At 60.0% G+C, this 22,181-nt stretch carries 23 protein-coding genes and 5 pseudogenes; 18 read left to right on the forward strand and 10 right to left on the reverse strand.

The annotated features are described in order from the left end of the window. The first annotated feature begins 211 nt into the window (after positions 1–211). Both ACVWW3_RS22945 and ACVWW3_RS22950 read left to right on the forward strand, forming a co-directional pair. The gene (locus ACVWW3_RS22945; protein WP_456672135.1) at positions 212–1,597 is read left to right on the forward strand and encodes an OpgC domain-containing protein; all 1,386 of its coding nucleotides are present in this window, start codon (positions 212–214) and stop codon (positions 1,595–1,597) included. A gap of 178 nt (positions 1,598–1,775) precedes the next feature. Then, the gene (locus tag ACVWW3_RS22950; RefSeq protein WP_247350986.1) at positions 1,776–1,985 is read left to right on the forward strand and encodes a hypothetical protein; all 210 of its coding nucleotides are present in this window, start codon (positions 1,776–1,778) and stop codon (positions 1,983–1,985) included. Positions 1,986–2,418: 433 nt separating this feature from the next. Here the strand turns inward: ACVWW3_RS22950 and ACVWW3_RS22955 are convergent, their stop codons facing one another. From ACVWW3_RS22955 to ACVWW3_RS22965, 3 genes are all read right to left on the reverse strand, one after another. Next, a complete protein-coding gene (locus ACVWW3_RS22955; RefSeq protein WP_456648560.1) occupies positions 2,419–2,655 on the reverse strand; it encodes a hypothetical protein in 237 nt (78 codons plus the stop codon). 394 nt (positions 2,656–3,049) lie between these two features. Further along, on the reverse strand, positions 3,050–3,220 hold the full coding sequence (locus tag ACVWW3_RS22960) for a response regulator (RefSeq protein WP_456648559.1): 171 nt from the start codon (positions 3,218–3,220) through the stop codon (positions 3,050–3,052). 15 nt (positions 3,221–3,235) lie between these two features. Continuing rightward, on the reverse strand, positions 3,236–3,439 hold the full coding sequence (locus tag ACVWW3_RS22965) for a hypothetical protein (protein WP_456648558.1): 204 nt from the start codon (positions 3,437–3,439) through the stop codon (positions 3,236–3,238). 193 nt (positions 3,440–3,632) lie between these two features. On the opposite strand from ACVWW3_RS22965, the gene ACVWW3_RS22970 reads away from it, so the two are divergent. Next, positions 3,633–3,941 (forward strand): hypothetical protein, encoded by a 309-nt coding sequence (locus ACVWW3_RS22970; protein ID WP_456648557.1) that lies wholly within the window; start codon positions 3,633–3,635, stop codon positions 3,939–3,941. A 56-nt stretch (positions 3,942–3,997) separates the two neighbouring features. Here the strand turns inward: ACVWW3_RS22970 and ACVWW3_RS22975 are convergent, their stop codons facing one another. Further along, entirely contained in the window at positions 3,998–4,132 is a 135-nt protein-coding gene (locus ACVWW3_RS22975; protein ID WP_456648556.1) for a hypothetical protein, read from the reverse strand. 687 nt (positions 4,133–4,819) lie between these two features. Between ACVWW3_RS22975 and ACVWW3_RS22980 the strand changes: the two genes are divergently transcribed. Both ACVWW3_RS22980 and ACVWW3_RS22985 read left to right on the forward strand, forming a co-directional pair. Beyond that, positions 4,820–5,266 (forward strand): response regulator, encoded by a 447-nt coding sequence (locus ACVWW3_RS22980; RefSeq protein WP_456648555.1) that lies wholly within the window; start codon positions 4,820–4,822, stop codon positions 5,264–5,266. A 180-nt stretch (positions 5,267–5,446) separates the two neighbouring features. After that, complete coding sequence (locus tag ACVWW3_RS22985; RefSeq protein ID WP_247350976.1) at positions 5,447–5,674, forward strand: hypothetical protein; 228 nt, start codon at positions 5,447–5,449, stop codon at positions 5,672–5,674. 546 nt (positions 5,675–6,220) lie between these two features. On the opposite strand, the pseudogene ACVWW3_RS22990 reads toward ACVWW3_RS22985, so the two are convergent. The 3 genes and pseudogenes from ACVWW3_RS22990 to ACVWW3_RS23000 form a co-directional block, all read right to left on the reverse strand. Further along, a pseudogene (locus ACVWW3_RS22990) lies at positions 6,221–6,313 on the reverse strand (NUDIX hydrolase); the annotation flags it as partial. A gap of 642 nt (positions 6,314–6,955) precedes the next feature. After that, entirely contained in the window at positions 6,956–7,246 is a 291-nt protein-coding gene (locus tag ACVWW3_RS22995; protein WP_456672419.1) for a hypothetical protein, read from the reverse strand. Positions 7,247–7,272: 26 nt separating this feature from the next. Then, entirely contained in the window at positions 7,273–7,473 is a 201-nt protein-coding gene (locus ACVWW3_RS23000; RefSeq protein ID WP_456648553.1) for a hypothetical protein, read from the reverse strand. Between the two features lie 339 nt (positions 7,474–7,812). Between ACVWW3_RS23000 and ACVWW3_RS23005 the strand changes: the two genes are divergently transcribed. The 10 genes and pseudogenes from ACVWW3_RS23005 to mdoH all read left to right on the forward strand — a co-directional run bounded on the left by ACVWW3_RS23005 (position 7,813) and on the right by mdoH (position 17,821). Beyond that, a complete protein-coding gene (locus ACVWW3_RS23005) occupies positions 7,813–8,244 on the forward strand; it encodes a hypothetical protein (protein WP_247446483.1) in 432 nt (143 codons plus the stop codon). An 87-nt stretch (positions 8,245–8,331) separates the two neighbouring features. Continuing rightward, entirely contained in the window at positions 8,332–8,550 is a 219-nt protein-coding gene (locus ACVWW3_RS23010) for a hypothetical protein (RefSeq protein ID WP_456648552.1), read from the forward strand. Positions 8,551–9,144: 594 nt separating this feature from the next. Beyond that, on the forward strand, positions 9,145–9,390 hold the full coding sequence (locus tag ACVWW3_RS23015; protein ID WP_456648551.1) for a hypothetical protein: 246 nt from the start codon (positions 9,145–9,147) through the stop codon (positions 9,388–9,390). A gap of 798 nt (positions 9,391–10,188) precedes the next feature. After that, entirely contained in the window at positions 10,189–10,368 is a 180-nt protein-coding gene (locus ACVWW3_RS23020; protein WP_346730993.1) for a hypothetical protein, read from the forward strand. 562 nt (positions 10,369–10,930) lie between these two features. Continuing rightward, positions 10,931–11,743 carry a hypothetical protein gene (locus ACVWW3_RS23025; protein ID WP_456648550.1) on the forward strand — a complete coding sequence of 271 codons (813 nt, stop codon included), beginning with the start codon at positions 10,931–10,933 and terminating at the stop codon, positions 11,741–11,743. Positions 11,744–12,353: 610 nt separating this feature from the next. After that, positions 12,354–12,674: pseudogene (locus tag ACVWW3_RS23030) on the forward strand (IS21 family transposase); the annotation flags it as partial. Positions 12,675–12,712: 38 nt separating this feature from the next. Continuing rightward, the gene (locus ACVWW3_RS23035; RefSeq protein ID WP_456672136.1) at positions 12,713–13,414 is read left to right on the forward strand and encodes a hypothetical protein; all 702 of its coding nucleotides are present in this window, start codon (positions 12,713–12,715) and stop codon (positions 13,412–13,414) included. A gap of 3 nt (positions 13,415–13,417) precedes the next feature. Continuing rightward, positions 13,418–13,917: pseudogene (locus ACVWW3_RS23040) on the forward strand (GlcG/HbpS family heme-binding protein). A 277-nt stretch (positions 13,918–14,194) separates the two neighbouring features. After that, positions 14,195–15,706, forward strand: a complete 1,512-nt coding sequence (locus tag ACVWW3_RS23045) for a glucan biosynthesis protein G (RefSeq protein WP_456672137.1) — start codon at positions 14,195–14,197, stop codon at positions 15,704–15,706. Beyond that, positions 15,694–17,821 (forward strand): annotated as a pseudogene (mdoH, locus tag ACVWW3_RS23050) (glucans biosynthesis glucosyltransferase MdoH). Before ACVWW3_RS23045 ends, mdoH begins: the two are co-directional and overlap by 13 nt. 126 nt (positions 17,822–17,947) lie before the next feature. Here the strand turns inward: mdoH and ACVWW3_RS23055 are convergent. After that, positions 17,948–19,357 (reverse strand): TAXI family TRAP transporter solute-binding subunit, encoded by a 1,410-nt coding sequence (locus ACVWW3_RS23055; RefSeq protein WP_456649762.1) that lies wholly within the window; start codon positions 19,355–19,357, stop codon positions 17,948–17,950. Positions 19,358–19,579: 222 nt separating this feature from the next. Between ACVWW3_RS23055 and ACVWW3_RS23060 the strand changes: the two genes are divergently transcribed. Both ACVWW3_RS23060 and ACVWW3_RS23065 read left to right on the forward strand, forming a co-directional pair. After that, on the forward strand, positions 19,580–19,924 hold the full coding sequence (locus ACVWW3_RS23060; protein WP_456648547.1) for a DUF1236 domain-containing protein: 345 nt from the start codon (positions 19,580–19,582) through the stop codon (positions 19,922–19,924). 80 nt (positions 19,925–20,004) lie between these two features. Next, the gene (locus ACVWW3_RS23065) at positions 20,005–20,370 is read left to right on the forward strand and encodes a hypothetical protein (RefSeq protein WP_456648546.1); all 366 of its coding nucleotides are present in this window, start codon (positions 20,005–20,007) and stop codon (positions 20,368–20,370) included. 261 nt (positions 20,371–20,631) lie between these two features. Here ACVWW3_RS23065 and ACVWW3_RS23070 read toward each other — a convergent pair whose 3' ends face one another. After that, entirely contained in the window at positions 20,632–20,886 is a 255-nt protein-coding gene (locus ACVWW3_RS23070) for a hypothetical protein (protein ID WP_456648545.1), read from the reverse strand. A 125-nt stretch (positions 20,887–21,011) separates the two neighbouring features. On the opposite strand from ACVWW3_RS23070, the pseudogene ACVWW3_RS23075 reads away from it, so the two are divergent. Further along, a pseudogene (locus tag ACVWW3_RS23075) lies at positions 21,012–21,568 on the forward strand (glycosyltransferase); the annotation flags it as partial. A gap of 266 nt (positions 21,569–21,834) precedes the next feature. Here ACVWW3_RS23075 and ACVWW3_RS23080 read toward each other — a convergent pair. Further along, entirely contained in the window at positions 21,835–22,062 is a 228-nt protein-coding gene (locus tag ACVWW3_RS23080) for a hypothetical protein (protein WP_038949323.1), read from the reverse strand. Positions 22,063–22,181 lie beyond the last annotated feature (119 nt).

The following is a 22,181-nucleotide window of genomic DNA, read 5'->3' on the forward strand; positions in this document are numbered from 1 at the left end:
AGGTTGTGCGCAGAGCGGCCATACGATCATGGTCGCAATTGCTGTCGTGGCCGGGTCGGTGTGAAGCAACTCTGGACTGCGGCGCTGTCAGACTCCCGCAGCGTGGCCGTGCTTTTTGTCACATTCGGCTCCTCGATCGTTCCTCTCGAAGCGTGCGCGCACCCTGGACGAGGCAAGCCAATGCAGGATCGGACCGCATCCCCAAAGCCATTTGCAGGCGTTCTGCCGGAAGCTGAAAGTCAACGGCCGCGACCTGCGCATTGATGCCTGCCGCGGCATCGCGCTCTGGTGCATCTTTCTTGACCATGTCCCCAATAATATTGGGAGTTGGCTGACGCTACGGAACTACGGCTTCAGCGATGCCGCGGAAGTGTTCATGTTCGTCTCGGGCGTCACCTGCGCGCTGGCCTATGGCAAGGTATGGAGCTGCGAGGGGTGGACCAGCGTGATCCGCCGGACACTGCGGCGAAGTTGGGACATCTATGTCGCGTTTCTGCTGCTCACGCTCGCCTGCGCCATCTTGGTTCACCTCGCAGGCGGGGACCGTCTTGCTGACGTGAGCAATACGCGCATTCTGTTGGATCAGCCGGGCTCGGCGCTCGCGCACGCAGCGATCCTGCAATACCGTCCGGTCAATACTGACGTATTGCCGATCTTCGTGCTCCTCCACCTTTTTTTCGCGCCTTTGCTGTGGTTGCTGCTCCGAATGCCGAACGCGACGCTTGGCGCCTCGCTGGCGCTTTATGCGCTGGTGCATATGTTCGGCTGGTCCATGCCGGCGTGGCCGAACGGCCACTGGGCTTTCAATCCACTGGCCTGGCAGCTACTGGCGGTCCTTGGCGCCTGGATGGTAATCGAGGGCGAAAGAGTGCGCCCCTGGCTAACGTCTCGCAAGGCCCTTGTGCCTGCCGCTCTCTATCTGGTCTTGAGCCTTGTTATCGCGTTGAGCTGGAGAATCAAGCCGCTGGAAGCGTTAATCCCGCAGGGCCTAACCAAGTTGGCTTACCCGCTAGATAAATCCAATCTCGATCCGTTGCGTCTATTGCATTTCTTGGCTCTTGCGGTTGTTGCGGTGTGGTTCGTGCCGCCCAATCGGCAAGCATTGACGACTCCGGCGATGCGCGGCGCCATCCTCTGTGGCAAGCACTCGTTGCCAATCTTTTGCCTCGGCGTTCTGCTGACGCTCGCTAGCCTGCTGGCGCTGCTCGACGTATCGGAAGGGCTCGCGATGCAGATCATGCTCAGCGTTGGTGGGATCCTCATGATGATCGTGGCGGCGACGATGCTGAACTTGGTCAAGACCACGCCCAGGCTGCAGCCGACCGCTGCACTGCCTGTGGGCGTGCGCGCCCAGTCGGACGCCTGGGGCACCGTTGACTGGCGCCCCCTGGAGGCATTTCGCCGAGGATTGCGCGAGTTCGGATGGGCCGGCGGCCAGAATCCCGTCATCGATTGCCGGTTCGCGGATAGGCAAACCCACCGGGTGTTTCGCGTCGCAGACAATGCGTCATCGCCGCACGGCGAGGTGGCGAACGCCAGAGAACCGCTGTCTCGTGCCGCTCACGTCCTCGCTGAACTAACTGCGCAGCATACCTGACTTGGCGATGGTCCGGACCTGCTTCAGTTCGTTCCAATTCCGGAACGAGGTGAAGCAAAAGTCTCGAGGCGTTGCACATTTACAACCCGCACAGCCATTCGAGGTACTAATCTCATTGATTGAGACGACGAAACACATATTTCATTCTTAGTTCAAAACAATTAGGCGGGGGCGAACGGTGTATGATGTCTATCGCAATGACAAGCGCGACTTCCTCGTTCTAAGTACAGGCTGTGCCGTACCTGCGCTTTACTCTGCACACAAGTGGCGCAAGAGCAGGAAACGAGTTCTCAAGGTCAGCGACGAAATCAAATCAGCGGTTCACGCGCGAGGCTATTACCTCCGCAGCCTGCGGGCCAGCAAGGAGCGAATGATCGAGGTCGCGTAAGGTCGGACGCCCCGGTGACAGCATCACTACCAGCCGAACCGCCATTCTCGCGCTCAACTGAGTTGTGCGCCTATTTTGGTCGCAGCCTTTTACCTAGGTTTCATTCTAGGAGGTTGCGGCCCCTGAACGCTTTCCTCTGCCGCCGCCTGCGAGGTTCTGCTTCTGGGGGCCTCAAACACCGCAATGCGCCGATCAAGCTGCCACAGCTCGATGTCGTTGGCATCAACTAGCTCCTGAACACGTTCCCGTGCTTCCTGCTCGTCGGCACAATGCAAATTGGCAACGCTTATAACGTGGCAGTCGTGATCCAAAAGGTAAGCTCGGTAGTGCGCCATCCCACCCCCTCATCCATCAGTGTCCGGTCGTTGTGCTGGGCTTGTTCCCTGTCAAATTGGTCCCCGCCAGATCCTGGCTGGCTTGATCCATCGGACCATTACCTCAATATCTCAATGAGCGTTCTCCAGCCGAGCGCATCGTTCGCCGTCAGAAGCGAACCGCCAAGCCTTTCCAAGTAGTTTGGCGGCTCGCAATCGGGACGCGCGTTGATATTCTCGACAAACGAGGCGACCGAGTTCTTAAGATCACCTCGGTCGAGATGATCGAAAGCTCGCTGCTTGCACCGCTCGACATATTTGTCGCGCGTCATCTCAAGTAACAGGGAACGTTCCATTCCGCCTCCCCAACTGATGGTTGCTTCCAATAGTGAAGTTGGAGCGGAGTGGATTTGGCCCGTCTGTTCGAAAGACGACAAACGGATGCGCTTTTCGTCGCAACCGTGGGAATTAGGACACAGACACAGATCGCACAGCCTGTCGGCTCCGGGCGGACGACGGCACAAGTTCAAGCCGGTCTCAGGCCTGCACCTTGTCTATAGTTCCTGACGACTACGCCGAACGCCATGGTTGAACCGACCCATCCGAAGCCGATGCCAGTGATCCTCACGACGGAAAAAGAGCGCGACGTCTGGATGCGAGCGCCATGGATTGGAGTGGCCATTTTGTCCCACGCAACGGTCCGTTGGTAGAAGCCGCCAATCCAGCTGGCTGGATGGCTGCAACTGGAACCTATGGTTCTGTCGAGGCAACGTTCAGAAGCTGAGCGACGGCGGTGACAACCTGAACTGGTGCGAACGGTTTGGTGAGAAGGATGCTGCCCGGCACGCCGTGAGAAGGCCACTCGTCGCCCGAGACACCAGTCATGTAGATCACCGGCATGTCGCGCTTGATCTCGCGCACGCGCTTGGCGACCTTCTAACCGCTCAATCGACCCGCCAGATTGACATCTGTCAGCAGAGCGCGAAACTTGTCTTTGTCGCCGCTGAGTATCGTCAGCGCCTCTTCGCCTGACGACAAGGATACGGCGCCAAAGCCGGCCTCGTTGAGTGCGTCCTCGATGAACCCCTGAACAGCGTGCTCGTCTTCGACGACCGGTACGACCGGCAGCAACTCTTTCACACCGAACTTCCCCTGAGACTTTAGCTTAAGTTACACAGTGAACACTTGTTCCGGAAATTACCGCTAAAGCGGCAGCTTGGGCTGTCGGCAGAATTATCCGCTTGATATAGCTCAAAATTTCCGAGTGCGCTCCTACACAGGGAGGCCGGAACGCGGTAAAGGTTCCTCTTCGCTCCAACAGGAGTTGCTGCGTATGCCTCGCTCCCCCTCCATCGTGCCGCATGTCGATCACGACACCTATCTTGTGCTGAACGATTTTGGCAGGTTCGGGCGCGCCTGGTGCGAGGCGAACGAAAAAGACAGTGACCGCGCATCGCTTCTCCGCCGTCTTTTGGAAGACCAGTATAGTCATCCGGTGCGGATCGTTGCGTTCAATACCGCCGAGGGCTGGTCGCGCGACGCGACGGTAGATATTGCCGACGAGCTGCGTCGGCGTTTTGTCGAGCACGATGACGTGCCAAGTTCTGTGCAGGAGTTTGTGGAGACCGCAGTCCGGCGGTGACCACGCCGCAACATTCGAGAGCAAGCGGGCGAGCGCTTCCGCGATGGAATGCCGGCCTACACGCCAAACGCGCGGCTGATCTCGCGCACAAGCCTAAGCGCAGCGTCAGTATTGCGGCCATAGAAGAGCGCCTGATCGAACTGAGATAAAATGCCCAGCGCAAATAGCGCGATAGCAATGCCCTTAATCATAGTTGTGGACCGGGGGTGAACAATGCTGCGCAAGTTCAAAACGGCCCCAGCCGCAGGTTGGGGAGACAGCCGGGGCCGACATTCCCATTCCATGTGCCGCAATCAGCGGTAATCGGCACGCTCTCAGTTAGGCACACAGATCCTAACGAACTATTTCGCGGGAGCGGCGTCGAACTAGCGGCGAGCCGCCGCTAGACCGGGAGAAACGTAAGTTCTCTGCGATAGGAGCGGAGCCGATCCCCCCGCTGACGGGGTGAGGCCCTGACGGACATGCCGCGCCAAGCCCCATAACCTCAGCAGCCTGACAGAAGGTCGTTCGGCTACAATATCCAGCCTAGGCACAGTGATCGACCCTCGTTTTGATCTTCCGCAAGGAGGCGCGTTCGGGCCAGCCGGTCAGAACAACTGATCGCGTCTCTGCACTTGCTTGGCGCTGCGCAAGTAAGGTTCGGTTGCGCGCAAAATTGTTTCGTTTCCTGCTTCACATTTCTTTCGAATGCTAGTGAGAGCTGGCAGGCGGCTCTTCGCAAACAACAATGGATGACATCGGCTCATTCCCCGCTTCGCGTCTGTTCCGAGGTTAGAGCCAAGTCTATCCGCGACGGCGCGAGCCGACATTGAAATTGAGTGTGACTGTTTCGGGCGAAAATGGACGCAAGGTCGCGTGAGGCAGCGGGGAGATCGAGGATGGCTGGCATCGCCACGATTGAGAACGTCGGCCTGAGCCGGGCGCGGCTTAAGTGTACTGCTGAGGTAGATAACCTGGCCGGATGGGCCGGATGCCGGGTTCTCGTTCTTGAGGATGAATACTTCTTGGCGAGTGATCTTGAGCAGGAATTAACCGCTCGCGGAGCGATTGTAGTCGGTCCCTTTGCCGAGATCTCTAAGGCAAAAGATCAGGTTGCGAACGGCGGCTTTGATGTTGCAGTCATCGATATTGATCTGCGTGGAGAGCCATCATTTTCGATTGCGGACGAACTGATACGCCGTCGTATCCCCTTTATTTTCGTGACGGGTTACAGCCCCGAGGTATTACCTGTCCGCTTTCAACGTGCGCGACGGTGCGAGAAGCCCGTCTATATGTCTGAGGTGCTCGAAGAGGTCGGACAATTGTTCGGACGGAACGGCGATTAGCTCGTCGGCCTGGTCTTACATGGGGGCCGCGGATTTTATTACGGCTGATCTCGTGCCCGCTCTTGTTCGGCGGTGAAGAGCCGCAGGCGTCCTGCGATGGAGCGCGTGCTGGTCGTACGCCCAATTTGCTAGTTTCAGCGAAAGAACTCCTGCGATGCTGCTATTCAGCGGGGGACTTGCTTGGTCATTTACCGGATACTTCAGAACTCACCTCTTGGACCGGAAGATGTCATCCGGCTCGCGAACGCTTCCGAGCAAGCCCTGAAGACCATCGGCGTAAAGGAGCGGAACGATCCCCGTTCCAAAATGATCGCCAAGAAGATCATTGAGATCGGTCAGACCAGCCTGAAAGACCCAGTTCAAATCTGCATTCGGGCCGTCGAAGCGTTGGGCCTGCCGAAAAGGTGATCCGCGAGCCGGTCGCCGGATCGGTGGTGTCAAGCTACAAAGCGCATTCCGAGGTTAACTTATGTGAACCTTTGTCGGCCGACGGCGTTGTGTTTGCGAGACCGTCGCCCGCCGTCAGGTACGGCGCATGTCGCGGATAGCCAATGGTTGTTCATCACCCGCTGTCCACAACCGCTCGCGACAGATTGGCCAAAGGCGGCGGTCTCGGCCTCAACTCCTGAAAGAGACAGAACGACAGGGCAGGCTTTCGGCCAGAACAGGGAGTTCTGCCATGCGAACCCGTATTGACATCGACAGGGCGTTCAGCCGCGCAATCCTCCGAGAGATTGGCGAGAGACTGCAAGCATGTCTCGGGGACGACGAGTTAACACCTACCCTTAGACTTCAGCTTGATCTGTTACGCCGATTGGATGATCAACCGCCGCCGAGTACGCGTGGGCATCCGCCACGCGCTTAGGCTACCGGAGCGCGACTGAAGGAGTGAAAATGCCGGGAGGAGCCAATAAGCTCAAAGCCTTTGCTGGCCCCCTGCCGAAAGCATGACGCTCACGAGGGAAATAGCTTATCGCGAATGTAGCGCGACGTTGACGTCAGTCTGATGCCTCGCGGCTTGAGCCATGCCGCCGTATCGATCTCGCGTGTTCAAGTGCTTGCCGTGCGGAAGAATACTGCGTAGGGTCGGACGCCGGTGACAGCATCAGTACCAGCCGAGCCGCCATCCTCGCGCTCAACCGAGTTGTGCGCCTACTTTGATCGCAGCCTTTACTTAGGTTTCGTTCTAGGAGGTTGCGCCCGCTGAACGCTTTCCTCTGCCGCCGCCTGCGTGGTTCTGCTTGTGGGTGCCTCAAACACCGCAATGCGCTGATCAAGCTGCCATAGCTCGATGTCGTTGGCATCAACTAGCTGCTGAGCACGGTCGCGTGCTTCCTGCTCGTCGGCACACTGCAATTTAGCCACGCTTATAACGTGGCGTTTCTGATCCAAAAGATATGCTCGGTAGTGCGTCATCCCCGCGCCCCCCAGCTCTAGGACAACAGCGTACTCCATTGATGCAAAGGGAAACTACGGAAAATATTAGCTCGAAGTTCACGCTTAATGTCTGTCTCTTTCAAAAAGTTGGTTCGATGCAAGCGCCGGGCCGCATTTGGTCTCAGGCTTCGCAAGGACAACGCCAAATGAGGTGGGGCCGGCTGATCCGCCCAAGCTAATGCTCCGGTCATTCTGACGACCGACGAGGAAACGCGATGGCTGGATGGCGCACCATGGGATGAGGCCAAAGAACTACAACCGCCGTGTGCTCATGATCCTAGTGCGTGGGGGCAAAGAAGATCGACGGCAGATAGAAACGCGAACAGATCGGCTATCCCGTCGTTGCGGCGCCAGCCCCGCCTCGATCACGTCGATATCTTCCTCGATCTGCTGGATCGTTGTCCGGCAATGAAAACCGGTAAGCGCCTTCAAGTCCACGGCGAGCTTCCGGCGCTGCATGCGCAAATCGTCAAGAGCCCTCTTGTCATTTAAGCTGACGTAGCCGTCCACAATGAGCTCGATTGCGTTTTGGCATTCCCCGATCCAACTCCTACCACCCACCGCAAGGCTTAGCTGGCGACACTCTTCGAAACGGCATCTCTTCGCAAATCGTCTGCAGCAGCCGTCAAATGGGACCCCACGATCAGCCCGATCCGCCGCAACGTCAGAAGCGCAAGAGGGTCGCACAGTTCGATGGAGAGCCCGGCTCCCAATACTGCGATAGCGCGCCGTTCATCGTTATCGAGATCAGACCATGAGATGTCTTTCATTAGGCGCCTCGCTCAAAACCACGTTCAAAAACACAGACGTTAGCAATAGCTGCAGCATAGCTTTGGCGGCGCGGTATACCGACCGTAAGTTGGGATCAATTAGCTGAGCTGTACTGCTCGGCGCCACACCAGCCGGGAAGTCCATACTCCGGGCATTCCCTCTTGAAAGAGACCACCAATCCTTGGTCTTGCCCGCGTTCAAACCACTTCAGCAATTCCATGGCCGCAAGCCGCGACTCATCTGCAATGGTGAGATGGTGACAACAACCGGTGACAAATTCCTTAATTGGGGCACCGAGGGGCCGCGCGAGCAACGGGATGAAGTTTGGACGTGCGATAATGCTGACGACAGACGATGCACACGATTTCTGGGTGCGTGCGCCACCCTCGCCTGGCGGTGACCTGCTGGTGCAGGGCGAGCCGCACCTGATCCAGCAATCCGTGCGACTAGCGCTCCTCTGGCCCATCATTGAGTTGGTCATCAAGTTCGAGGTCGCGCATGCTGGCGAGCTACGCCTGCTTGAGACTGGCCCTTTGCCTTATCGAGGCAGCAGCGCCGCCGAATGGCGGGCCGGGGTTGGTGATACGGATAGACCAGACACAAACTGCCGGTCGGTTCATTGGCGCAGCGACTTACAATGTTCCAAGTGCGGAACGAATGCCCACCGGCAGCGCACCGCGAGTGAACGAATGCGCGATCCGAAGCCCAAACGAAAGTTTCTCGCAGCAAGCGCGCCATCGACCGATTGGTCGGCGATCGGAAAAACCTAAAAATACTTCTAGATCATAATCATGATAACGCTGACGCAAAAACAGAAATTAAGGTGGGAAAAATAGAAGAACGACGGGAGGAAGGGAATGAAACCTGTACGCCGCTTGCGCGCGATGGCCTCGTTGTGCCGACAGAGCGCCGCATATCATCCTGACAGAAGCTGGAAGCTGCTCGCCGAGGCGGAGTACTGGGACCACCTAGCCGATGGGGAGCTTCTTGAGCACTACAAAGAATGCACGGGCAGCTCAATACAAGATCGCTGCGTAAAGAAGCATGCATCCGATATCCAGCAACCCAACCTGTGAGCCCAAAGAGCCTTTCAGAATGTGAGTGTGCTGCTCGTTGGCGAGTTGAGGCAAGCGCTCCGCCGTCACGCTGATTGCGGGCGTGTCGCGCTGGACGGTACGGCTTATTAGTGTCGGCGAATTCCGGTCTAGTCGCGTCGGCTTCACCGGATCAGGCGACTTCCGGTCTACGCCGGTGAAGGGACATTCTCAGGACAGGCGGGCAAGTCTCAACGCCAGCAGGCGACATTCAATCGAAAGAGGCCGCGCCAAGAGCGAGTCCTACGTCTCGTCCTCCATCCAAGTGTGCTCGCCGCAGGCGCATTTGAACACACGGACTATTTGTCATTTTGAGGTGTAGAGACACCGCAGCTTGGTTCCTCCACAAAGGACACGAGGGCCGTCTAGCGGAACTGGGAACCACCGATTCACGTTTGTTCCAGAACGAGGATTGACGTCAAGAGGCGAGATGATGACATGCCACGTAGCACGTTCAATCGAGGGCTGCCGCGTTCTGATCATTGAGGATGAATACTTCCTGGCAGATGACTTGGCGAAGGCGCTTCGGTTAGTTGGCTGCAAGGTGATCGGCCCGGTCGCCGAACTTAGGATGCAATGTCAATCCAGACGGATTCCTTTGACCTTGCCCTGATCGATATAAACCTGCGCGAATGTTTAGCCTACCCGATTCCTGACGAATTGATTCGTCTGGGGAAGCCCTTCATCTTTGTATCCGGCTACGGTGCTGATGCTATTCCCCACCGCTTCAAGGACGTGCGGCGGTTTGAGAAACGCTGTGACTTTAAGACGATCTCGGCTGAGATTAGCATGCTGTGTGGCCGTGTGCTTAGCTCGTCGTGACGAGTCCGCTGACTCAGCTCTGGGTGAAAATGCGAAGAACTCAACCTGAGCAAGTCCGCCGTGCCTCAATAAGCGGACCTCAACGGGGTGCGCCGTCACTTCGCTGATGGGCCCAAGGCGAAGAACTCAGAGCCAGCGATACTGATCCGATATTGCGTAGGCGGAGCAGTCCACATTCCTTTGATGTAGCGCGAACCTGCTCGCAGCGAAGGGGCCCTTCGCGGTTGATAGCGCAAGCAAAAAAATGGCCCCGAATGTCGGGGCCATTTTCGTTAATCGTCGTAGTCCCAATGATGCTGACGCCTAATAACTACCGTGCGGTCTCGATTATGATTGTACCAGCCGTGGTGCCATCCGCGATCAAAGCCACGGTCATATCCGTAGTCCCTGTCGCGATAATATCCGTGGTCGCCACCGATCCGGAAACCGAACTCCTGAGCACCGGCGAGCGTCGGTGCTGCCACGCTGAGTGCCGTCACAGCGGCGAGAACATAACAATGCTTCCTCATTGTGCATCTCCCTTGCTTGTTACGATTACCAACCAGTGGGGAAATGTCGCCGTTCCGGGAACAGCCGCGAAACTTTATTGAACAGGCGTTCACCATCATTGCAATGTGGAAGCAACGTCCCAGATGATCTTGTCGATCTCAACACCGTCCAGCTGCGTTTGATCCGCAATACGATGGATAGCACCACCACGATAATCATCGTCAGGCATCAACAAATCTCGGACTGCTCTTGATGAAGCAATTCGGCGTGCTACTACGCACCCCCATTAATTGGCTCGGAGAGCATCAAGTGGCAAAAAAGTCCAAGATCAAGCGCAAAGAGTACACGGATGAAGAGGTGAAACTGATCAAATCGCATTCCAAAGCTCGCACCCCGGTCGCCAAACTTTCAAAACTGATGAAGAGGTCGGAAGGTTCGCTGAGACAGAAGGCGCTCGCGCTCGGTGTCGGTCTCGGTCATCAGCGGTAGCCACAGGCCATACACAAACCAAAACGAAAACGGCCCCGGTGCGTGAAGCACTCCGGGGCCGTTCAAGATCATCAGGCTCGGGTACAACCGCCGTGTCTTCTGATCATTGATGTCGCCGATTACGCCACTTGATTTTGGGCAAGATGTGGCGACCGCGCGGCATCGAGCTGCTCACATTCTGCGCGAAAGCGCTCGGCCTCCACCTCGGCCTTGCGCCACTCAGCGCGCCGCCGGTGCTCAGCCGGCTGCGCAACCCCGACCAGGCTCCGCGATCACACGTCACCCCGCGCCGGATGGCGGACAGCACTTGCGAAGGGTCAAGGTTCCTTCCCTGGTTGTCCGGCCGTCAACATAGTTTTGCCTCCTCGTCTGCGTTAAAAGGTCTCGTATAGTTCTGGGGTGAGCTGGCAAAAAAAACGACGTGACGTGCAGTTCCATGCTCATCTCTGGGAAAGCTTCGCAGGCTCAAAAACCATCTGCATCCCGTTGAATGTTAGCTCGCCGTAGCGCAGATGCGCGGATCGCTCTCAGGTGGGTGCCATTGCATTTTATGGAGCACCAAATGGATTCCACGCTGGACGACAAGCTCGCGGAAGAGCAGATCACGAAAAGCTTGGAGGAGCAGTTTTCTAACCGGATCAACTTGGCGCACGAAGAGGAAGTCGGTCCTTTGGCCCCGCCGACCAGGAGGAAGACGTCTCGCGCCGCGCCGGCAACGATTCATCGCTCGGCGGGTCGGCGCTACGTGGCTTTCGTCGGTTCTCTGTTGGCAGCATCCATTGGTGTCGCTGCCTGGCGGTGGTCATCCTCCGTTGATACGGCGAAGATGGCCCCCTCAGAGCCGGCAGCCCTGACACAGGCCGCGCCGGACGCCGCCGCGCCGAAAGACGTTGCGCCGACTGCTGTTGCCCTGTCTTCCGAGTTTGCGCGACAGCTCCAACCGATGGCACACGATTTCGCTGCCTTGAGGCAAACGGTCGAACAGCTCGAGGTGAGACAAGAACAATTGGTCCGCGACAATGAAAATCTCGTGAGCCAAATCAAGGCGAGCCGGGAAGAAATGGCACGCAGCGATAGTACCATCGACCAGATCAAGGCGACCCAGATGCAGATGGCGCGCGACGGTCAGACGCTTACGGAGCGGCTCAACGCAAGCCAGGAACAACTCGCCCACATCATCGCCAATGCCTCAGAGCCAACTGTGATGCCTGAAGAGCCAAAGGTGATGCCCGAAATACCACTGCCGCGTCGGCGGCAGTCGGCCAATGTCGCCCAGACGCAAAAGCCGACGCCGAGCCCGGCGCGGCCGCAAGCCAAAAAGCCACAACCGTCATTGGCATGGCCATGGTCAGTGCACTCGAAGGCCACAGAATGATTCTAGGCACCCGGGCGAGACGTAATCGTCAATCAACGCCTTTCCCGGTTTCGATCGGCTTGGCTCTTTCGAAGGCAGCTATAGGGACCTCGGCGAGAGGTTCAATCAGCGCAGTGATAAGGTTTGGCATTGTGTGTAGAGCGGAGATCACCAGACCTTGCTCGATAACTCGGAGTTGCTAATCCGCGCCTGATCTTGCCCGATAATTCGGACTCACTGTCTTTCGCGGTAAACCAACCTGGAGTCCCTCTTTCCGCTTCTTCTGCATCTCGGCGAACAGGCCGAATGGCAGCCGCTCAGGTGTTGAGCCGGCGGGTGCGGCGAACGGCTGTAACCGCTTAGCCGGAACCCTTGCTTAGGGATCGGTATAGCTGTGCGAAAGAAGCCGCCGGCTTGGACGGAGGTTTGGGATGGGATTGGGCAGCAAAAAGGACGTCCATTTGGACGGCTCAACGACGGGGTCGGTGAGCCGGCTGGAGATTCTTGAAGGACCATCGGTGTGTTTCGGCATGGAATAAGGACCCCATATTCGGGGTAATCGGCATCCAATCGGGCCCTCGGGACAAGGGTCCACAATGGCTTCCATCAAGTCATGGAAGTCGAGGTTGGGATGCTGGTGGTGGAGACGATTGCGAAGATCCGTCGCGCCTATTTTGTTCATGGTCAGCCCATCAAGGCGATCTGCCGGGAGCTTGGCGTATCGCGCAAGGTGGTCCGCAAGGTCATCCGTTCGGAGGCGACGGAGTTCCGGTACGAGCGAGAGACGCAGCCGCTTCCGAAGATGGGCCCCTGGAGTGCCGAGCTTGACCGGTTGCTGGTGGCGAGCGAGAGCAAGACGACGCGCGAACGGCTGACGCTGATCCGCTTGTTCGAAGAGCTTCGCGGCCTCGGATATGCCGGCGGCTACGACGCGGTTCGTCGCTATGCGCGGCGGTTAGCTGAGGCGAAGGTCGCAAGGGAGGCGAACCGATGTCCTACCGGGCGAAGCCGATGCCGATGCCGATGCTCGCCCTAGCGTTCATGTCGATCTCGTTGATGGGAGTGTCCGCCATGGCTCAGACGCTGAATTTTGATGACGCTCCCGCGGGAACGTCGCCCGAAGGTTGGATCCTTGCAATGACGGGTCGGGGAGAGGCGAAGTGGACCGTGGAGCCAGACTCCACGGCGCCTAGTAAGCCGAACGTCCTCAAGCAATCCGGGAGGGCAACTTATCCAGTGGCCTTAAAACAGGATACCGACGTCCGCGACGGCTTCGTCGAGGCAAAATTCAAGGCGGTCACCGGGTCTGAAGATCGCGCTGCAGGGGTCATCTGGCGCGCGAAGAATGCCGACAACTACTATGTCGTCCGGGCAAACGCTCTGGAGGACAATGTCGTGCTCTACAAGACGATCAAGGGAGTTCGAACGTCACTGGACATCGTTGGTCGCAAGGGCGGATATGGCGTCAGTGCGCGCGTGGCGTCCAGCCAGTGGCACTTGCTGCGCTGCGACTTCGCAGGAACGCGGTTCATGGTGACGTACGACGGACGGCGGTTGTTCGAAGTGGAGGACGCCACGATTACCCAATCCGGCATGATCGGCCTGTGGACCAAGGCAGATAGCGTGACCCTGTTTGATGATCTGACATATGGTGAGTCAGATAGGTGTCTTGTCCACCTTAGCTGGAGATGAACGATGAACTTCCTTCGCCCGACGGTCGCGGTGGTCCTGGTGATCGCGTCCATTTGCCCACTGCGGGCAGAAGAAGGCTTGGTCACCTACAAGTCGCTAACTCCGGAGCTGGCGCTCGACTTGTGCGCGCCGCCTTGAGCAGCTGCCGCGCCAGCGGGTACCAGGTCGCCGTCACCGTTGTCGATCGCTTCGGCGTGCCGCAAGTGATGCTGCGCGATCGCTTTGCAGGCCCTCACGCTCCACTAACGGCCTCAGGTAAGGCTTGGACGGCTGCCTCATTCAAGACCAGCACGGCGGAGCTGAATGCGATCAGTCAGCCGGGTATGATGCAGTCGGGCATTCGCGACCTCCCAAGAGTGGTCATCGTAGGGGGAGGACTAATGGTCGAAGCCGGCGGTTCGCTGGTCGCAGCGGTAGGTGTGTCCGGAGCTCCGGGTGGTGAGGCTGACGAAGCATGCGCGAGAGCCGGTATCGACGCCATTCGCGACAGGCTGGAGTTCTGACCTAAGCAGGTATAGGCTGCATTACGAAGATTGGAGCTCAACCAATGCTCCTCTCCTGGTAAACCCCGTCGCCGCAGCGAGGCACCAGCAATCTGTCAAGGGCGCGCCCGCCACGGGGATCGAACCCGCGACGGACAGCATCACCTTCTTCAATCCAGCCACGTGACCCGTCCTGCATCCGCCTGCGTGCGCGCGACGACGCCTCTGGACATATTGGAACTCGCGGGCGCGGCGGTCGTTTGCTTGGCCGCGGCAGCAATAGCGAGTAGGAGAGCACGTGAACCGACGCCAGCTTGTTCAAGGGTCGGCCGTGCTGCCGGCATTGCTGATCGCCTCGCGAAGCGGCTCCGCCGCTGCGGGCCCGTCGGATGACGCTTTCGGGCCGTCCGCAGTGAGGGATCTGGCCCGCAAGCTGGCCAGCAAACCGTACGAGGCGCCGGACGAGAAGCTGCCAAGCGGCTTGAAGGACCTCGACTACGATCAGTACCGTTCGATCCGCTTCCTGCCCGAGCGTGCGCTCTGGCGCGGCAAGAATCTTCCTTTCGAAGCGCAGTTCTTCCATCGCGGCTTCTTCTACAAGAACAGGGTGACCATCTTCGAGGTCGCGGAGGGAAAGGCTACCGAGCTCAAGTACCGCAAGGCGGACTTTTCTTTCGGCGAGAAGGTCCCGCCCTTCGAAGACGCCGATCTCGGCTTTGCTGGCTTCCGGATACACGCGCCCATGAACCGCGCCGACTATTACGACGAAGTCTGCGTGTTCCTCGGCGCGAGCTATTTCCGCGCCGTGGCCAAGGGGCAGACGTACGGGCTTTCCGCCCGGGGCCTTTCGATCGATACGGGCGAAGCGAAGGGCGAGGAATTTCCGCTCTTCAAGGCCTTCTGGCTCGAGCGGCCTGCGCCCGGTGCGAGTTCGCTGGTGATCCACGCTGTGCTCGACAGCAAAAGCTGCGCAGCGAGCTACCGATTCACCGTACGGCCCGGAGACACGACGGTCTTCGACGTCGAGATGTCGGTCTACCCGCGCGTCGAAATGCAGCGGGCCGGACTCGCGCCGATGACCAGCATGTTCTTCTACGGTCCCAACGACCGGAACGACATCGACGATTTCCGCCCGTCAGTCCATGATTCCGATGGGCTCTCAGTTTTCAACGGGAAGGGCGAAAGCCTGTGGAGGCCGCTCAGCAATCCCCGTGACCTGCAGATCAGCACCTTTCAGGATCTCAATCCGCGCGGGTTCGGCCTGATGCAGCGGGAGAGAAACTTCTTCGCCTACCAGGACATCGAATCCAGCTTTGAAAGACGCCCAAGTCTCTGGATGGAGCCGATCGGGGATTGGGGCGAGGGCGGCGTCATGCTGTTCGAGATCCCGACCAAGGAGGAGGTCCACGACAACATCGCAGCATTCTGGCGGCCTAAAAGCCCGCTGCAGGCCAAGGGCGAACACAACTACACCTATCGGCTGCATTGGGGGCCAGATAGCCCGAAGCCGCATTCGCTCGCCAGGTTCACACGAAGCGGGATAGGTGCGAGGGGCGAGGACGCGCGCCTTTTCGTCCTCGATCTGTTCGGCGACAATTTGAAAGGCGTCGATCCTGCGGGCGTCAAGGGCGTTGTGACGGCGGAGAAGTCCGAGGTGAAGACCATCGTCACGCAGCCCAATCCCTACACCGGTGGTTGGCGGCTGAGCTTCCAGTGCCAGGTGAAGGGGGAGCCGATCGAGCTGCGCGCGTTTCTGGCTGAAGGCGACAAGCCCTTGTCGGAAGTCTGGGTCTACCGATGGGCACCCTGAGCACGGCACCGCGGCCGATAGCCGGCGATATCGCGACCCAACGCCTGCTGCCGCGTGAATCCCCGCTTCCGATGGCTCCTGGCGAGCTCGGGAAGAACCGGGTGTCGGAGCGCGCTCCTGCGCCGGTCGCCACCACCATGCCTTGGCGGCGCGGCCTCATCCTCCTCTCGACGGCGGCGCTGACCGCGGCCGGCGGGTTTGAGATGTATCGCGTGCTGGAGGTCGGCGGCGTCACCGTCCTCGAAGCCATGGTGCTTGTCCTTTTCCTGGTCCTGCTCGCTTGGGTCGCCTTTTCGTTCGCGTCCGCGGTAGCAGGCTTCTTTGTACTGCTGGCCCATCGTCCGGACCGGGACGCCTTCGGGCCTGACGCGGAACTGCCCTCTGTCGCAAGCCGCACCGCCATGCTGCTTCCCACCTACAACGAAGACCCGCACGGGTTGACGGCGCGGCTCCGGGCGATCATCGAATCCTTGGAAACGACGTCGCACGGAGAGTTGTTCGACTGGTTCGTTCTGAGCGACAGCACCGATCCGGACATCTGGGTCGCCGAGGAAAAAGCCCTGCTCGCTTTGCGACAGGCCCTCGGAACGCCTCGGCTGTACTACCGCCACCGCGCCGACAACACCGCGCGCAAAGCCGGCAACATTTCCGAGTGGGTCACGCGGTTTGGCGGCGTGTACGACTTCATGATCGTGCTCGACGCCGACAGTCTCATGAGCGGGGACACCATCGTCCGATTGGTCCACGCCATGGAGACCAATCCGACCGCCGGCCTCGTGCAGACACTTCCCATGATCGTCAACGCGCGAAGTCTGTTCAGCCGCGTTCAGCAATTCGCGGGCCGCCTGTACGGTCCGCTGATCGCGGCCGGCGTCGCCTGGTGGCACGGCTCCGAAGGCAATTACTGGGGACACAACGCGATCATCCGGGTAAGGGCGTTTGCCGAAGCGGCCGCGCTGCCGCAGCTTCGGGGGCGGAAGCCGTTCGGCGGGCACATCCTCAGCCACGATTTCGTCGAGGCCGCGCTGATGCGGCGGGCCGGATGGGGCATCTACATGCTGCCGACGCTCGGCGGAAGCTACGAAGAGGTGCCGCCCTCGCTGCTTGATTTCGCAGCGCGCGACCGACGCTGGTGTCAGGGCAATCTTCAGCATCTCGCGGTAGTCCCTGCGCGAGGTCTCCATTGGTTGTCGCGCCTGCATTTCATGGTCGGCATCGGGGCCTATCTGACGGCGCCGCTATGGCTGCTGTTTCTGCTTCTTGGGATGTTGATCTCGCTGCAGGCCCGCTTCGTGCGTCCGGAGTATTTCCCGAAAGGCTTCTCGTTGTTTCCGACCTGGCCGGCTCAGGATCCCGTGCTCGCCGTCTGGGTTTTCGTCGCCACCATGGGTCTGCTGCTGTTGCCGAAGCTGCTCAGCTTGGTCCTGCTCTGGACGTGGCGGTCAATGCGACGCCAATTCGGCGGCGCACTCCGAGCCTTGGCCGGAGTTCTCGCGGAGATCGTCGTCTCGGCCTTAATGGCGCCACGTGATGATGATCTTCCAGTCGATTGCGGTCATCGAGATCCTCGCCGGTCGCGATGCGGGGTGGCAGACGCAAAGACGCGACGACGGGACTGTGGAGCGCAGCGAACTCTACCGCAAATACGGCATCCCGACCGCGTGCGGCGTTGTGATGGCCGCAAGCGCGTATGCCGTTTCATTGCCCCTTCTTCTCTGGATGTCGCCGGTCGTCGTGGGGTTGCTGTTCGCCGTTCCCATAGGCGCGCTGACCGCTAGGCCCGCATTCGGCAAACTGTTTGCCACGCCGGAGGAGGGAGAGCCGCCTGCGGTGCTGCGCCGAGCGAACGAATTGAGCGCCTCCGCCGATGTAGGAATCAAGTCCGCATTGGTGGAGCTGCGCGACGACCCCGCGCTTCTAGCCTTCCACGTCGCGCAGCTGCCGCCTCCTCGCGCCGCGCGACCCGACACGATCGACTCGAACCTGGCCGTCGGACGTGCCAAGGTCGATGCGAGCGATACTTTCGAGGACGCCGCCGCGCATCTGTCCTCCCGGGAGGTCTTTTCGATCTTGAACGAAGATTCGGTGCTGTCGACGGTCTTGCAGAAGCGATGAACACGCCCCTCGCTCGGAGACCCGGCCGGGGCTTGATCCAGGATAGAAAGTAGTCCCCTACTTATGCCTCGAATTCCGCTTCCCACCACCGGGTCGTTCGGACCCTCGCGAGTCGATTCGGCAACATCAATATTCCCTTCGTGGTACGACCTGCGAGAGCGGCTTGATGGCCTGATCTGTGGGACCGCTCTGCAGCGCCGTTCGCCTTTCGGCGACGGCATGATTGAACAGTTCAAGGACGAGACCGAATGCGGCCAGGTCCTCTTGTTCGATCGCTCCATCATCGTAGCACTTGAGGATTTCTCCGATGATCGCGTCGACTTCGCGTTGCGCTGTCAGCAGGTCCTGTTCGGATCCGGCGTCGCGAATCTCGGATACCACGGCAAGAAGGCGGTTGCGCTGGCTCGTGTTGTCGTCCCGTTCGTCCCGGTTCAGATAGCGACGCAGCCAGGCGGCGGCCGAACCGACCCCGGAAAGAAGCAGCAAGGCGAACCAGAAGTAGTCGCTGTACTTGTCCAGGAAGGTCCGCTCGGTCCCGTTGATGACAGCTGCGGCGCCCCGATGCACGGACGGCTCCGCTTCCTTCTCCGTCTCGGGCTTGGTGATGTGCGCAGCGCCGGCGACGCGTTGCGTGATCGTATCTCGGACGGCGAAGAGCTGCCGGTAGAAGGCCGCCGCCTTGGCTTCAGACAGTTCTTTTCTGGCCAGGATGAGATGGTTGACGCTGATGGTGTCGACCTTGTCCTCCGGCCAGGTCGGTTTCGCGTTGAACACGCCGCCCGGAATTTCCTCGGCTTCGTAGCGGGCGTGCTTCAGGGCAATGGCCTCGGATGTTTCGACCGGAAGAAATTTCGGAGCCCCACGCGATCGCGAAGTCGCGGAGATCGCGTCGACAGTGATCTTGCTGTCGAGCGGACCGACGGCGAGGTACGCGTCGAGGGTGGCGTCTTGCGCAAGCTTTTCGATCTCGTCGATGCCGAATTGGGCCGTCGTAACCTTGTCGGGATCCACGCCGGAGCCGGCGAGAATGGTCCGAAGGAGCGCGAGATTGGCGCCGGTCCTTCCGATGATGCCGACCTTCCGACCTGCCAGATCGGCGATCTCTCCGATTTTCCCGGCGGCCTTTTTCTTGGAGTCCTTGCCCGCTCGCCCGGAGGTCGACCACAGCATGACGTAGTTCTTCCGAAGGACTGCCAACGTCTGCGCGTCGGCCGGCATTGCGAGGTCGCCGCGACCGATTGCCAGGTCGGTTTTGCCGGCGCCCAACAGGCCCAGGGCTTCGGCCGCTCCCCCGGTCGTAATCCGCGAGAGCCGGACGGTCCGGCTTTCCTCACCGAAAGCATCGGCCATCGCTTCGACCACCTGATGGTCGTCGCTTCCTGAGGGTCCGACGGCGATCCGGAGGGTCTCCGGCTGCAAGACGTAGAAGAGGGCGCCCGCTGCGGCGCCAAAGACGACACATCCCAACGCGAGCAGGATCAGCAGCCTTCGTTGGCGTCGAGCGGGAGCACGCCTGACTGGATCGGACCGTGGCATCAGCTGACCCCACCTAAACAAACGCCTGCTTGGACTGTACAGGCGCCGCGCCGCGACCTGAGCGAACCGGTTGCCTGACGGGAATGTTCCAGCGCGCAATGCGAGTTGAGAAGAGGCGGCTGCACGCGGCGGGAAAAATAGGCAACCTCACTGCCTTTGTTCCGGAACCTTGCCACCATTCGCGGGTTCTCGCATGCCGCATATGGCGGCGAGGAGAACAACATGAACAAGCTTCTACTGACGACGGCGATGGTGGCGATGATCTCGACGGGCGCAATGGCGCAGTCGACGGTCGTCACCACCACCGGCACGGGTCACGCCGCCGCCGTGCAGATCGAGCCGGAATTCCGCACGAAGATCCGCACCTACGTCACCGAGCACAAGGTGCGCCCTGTGCAGACCCGCGAGAAGATCATCGTCGGCCAGCCCGTGCCGCGCGAGGTCGAACTCGAGGCAGTACCCGCCGACTGGGGCCCCTCGCTCACCAAGTACCGCTACATCTACTCGGGCGAACGCGTGATGCTGGTCGATCCATCGTCACGCACGGTCGTCCAGGAGATCGACTAAATCCTGAGGCGGGTCGCCGCGAGCGGCCCGCCTCGATCCGGCCCGTCGAAATTCAATCCTTCCCTTGCGAGCGGCCGTCCATGCCGATCTTCCGATACTTCGTATTCGCCGGCGCGCTGCTGCTGGCGCTGCTCTTTACGGCCCATCGGTACCTGCCGGCTCCCGTCGAGCAGGCGGACCGCTCAGATCCAGACAGGACCATCATCCGGATCGCCTCGGCGAGAAGCCTTCCGGAGAAGGTCGTATTCGACACGCGTCTGCAAGCCAACGTGCCGCAGGTCGCGCAGGCCGAGCCGACCCCTAAAGACCCGCAGGAGCAGGTGCGCCAAGCCATGGCCACCATGCCCGCAACACCTTCCGCCGAGGTCAAGGAACCGCCCACACGCGCCTATGCACAGGTACGTCCGCATCCCAAGCGCAGCGAAGCCGTCGACGAGAGCGCCTGAACGACGGCTTGCCTTCGATCGGCACGACCCATTTGCTGGTGGATGGTGGTGAGCGGAAAGTTCTCGGCCGGCCCCCACGAAAAAAGGCTGCGCCTTCCGGAGCGCGGCCTCGATCGTGCAGTTGGATGATGATGACCATGCCAGCGGTGCCGAACGACCGGGTAGGATCCGCCGTAATAGGCGTAGGCAGCGCGCACGACGCGACGATAGCGAGCCGTAGGAGACCGGCGCCGTGTAGTAGGTGGTCGTGTATCCGCCGCCCTAGCGATAAGGCTCGTCGTACCCGTAGTCGTAGACGTGAGGACCATAGTAGCCCGGACCGCCATAGTAGCCATAGCCGGGGCCCCAGCCGTACGCCGAGGAGGCAAGCCCGCCGATCACGGCGCCCGCAATCAGCCCGCCCGCGATGCCGGGTCCCCAGCCACCTCGCCAGTGAGCTTCCGCAGGAGAAGTCGAGGCCGCCGAGGCCAGACCAAGTGCGCCGACCATCAGCGCCGACATTGCAATCTTCTTCATCGTGATTCCTTTCACATTGCCCCGCGGACAACGGGAAAAATAGGCAATGGTTTCCGCTGGCCCCGGCGGCGAACGGGCAACGGATGCTCGCCGCCGGGCAGCTTCACTCGAGAGCATCGAGCTAGAGCGTTCCTCCAAAGCTCTATGGTGGCACGGAGCGGGTGATCGCCTGGATGGTCGACGAGCTGGTTGAACTCGGACACGACGTCACCCTGTTCGCAAGCGGAGATTCGAAGACAAAGGGGAAGCTCCATGCGATTTGGCCGCGCGCGTTGCGCCTGGGGCGGAGGGGCGCCGACCCGAACGCCGCCTGCGCGCTGCTGATCGAGGCCATCGCCGAGCGAGCGGGCGGCTTCGACGTGATCCACTCCCATGTCGATTGGCTGCCGCTGCCGGTCCTAAGCCGGACCAGCGTGCCGTTTCTGACGACCATGCACGGCCGGCTCGACCTTCCGGCCTGGCGGACGTCGTCGGCGCTTTTTCGGAGGCTCCTTTCGTCTCCATCTCCGACAATCAGCGCCGGCCGCTTCCGAACGCGAACTGGATCTCGACGATTCCGCACGGACTGCCCGAGGACCTGTTTCGACCGTCGTTCGAAAGTGGATCGTACCTCGCTTTTCCCCGACCATGCGGTGATAAGCGGCAACAAGGAGCAGCTGAAGGCGCTCCCGCAGTTCAAGTATTCGGACTACAACTGATAGGGCGAGACGTTTTCGAGATCGGGGCCTCCATCCGGGGCCCCTTTGTTTTGGCGGGAGCGGGTGGGCCGAAAGAAAACGGCCCGCCCGGAGTGCCGGGCGAGCCGTTCGTCGGAGCGTCTACGCGCTCAGTGCAAATGAACAAGGAAATAGCCGACGCCGCCGACAACCAAAACAGCGGGAACGGCCCACAAAATCAAGACAGGCATTTGCTCCTCCAATGGTTTGTCAGAACCGAGCCACCGAGCGGTTACTGCTCGGTACAGACCTTGGTGGTCTTGACCGCGGACTCGGCTTCCACCTTGGTCTTGTAGACGCCGTTGCCCACGACCGTCGTGGTGGTCGTCGTCGGCTTGCTGTCCACGACCGTGCACTTCTTCGTGGTCGCGTCGCGAACGATGTAGAACTCGGCGGCGCTGGCGGCCTGGGTGCCGAGGGCAAAAGCGGCGAGCGCGCCACATACGATCAGCTTCTTCATGATTTCCTCCTCAGTTTCGTAAGTAGTCACTGCAAAACGGGCAGGCGCGATCGAAGTTCCGGTTATTCCCGTCGCGAACGCCGGCGTGCCATTTCGCTACGCCGGGAATCTCAGCTCTC

Source organism: Bradyrhizobium sp. LM2.9, assembly GCF_054056555.1.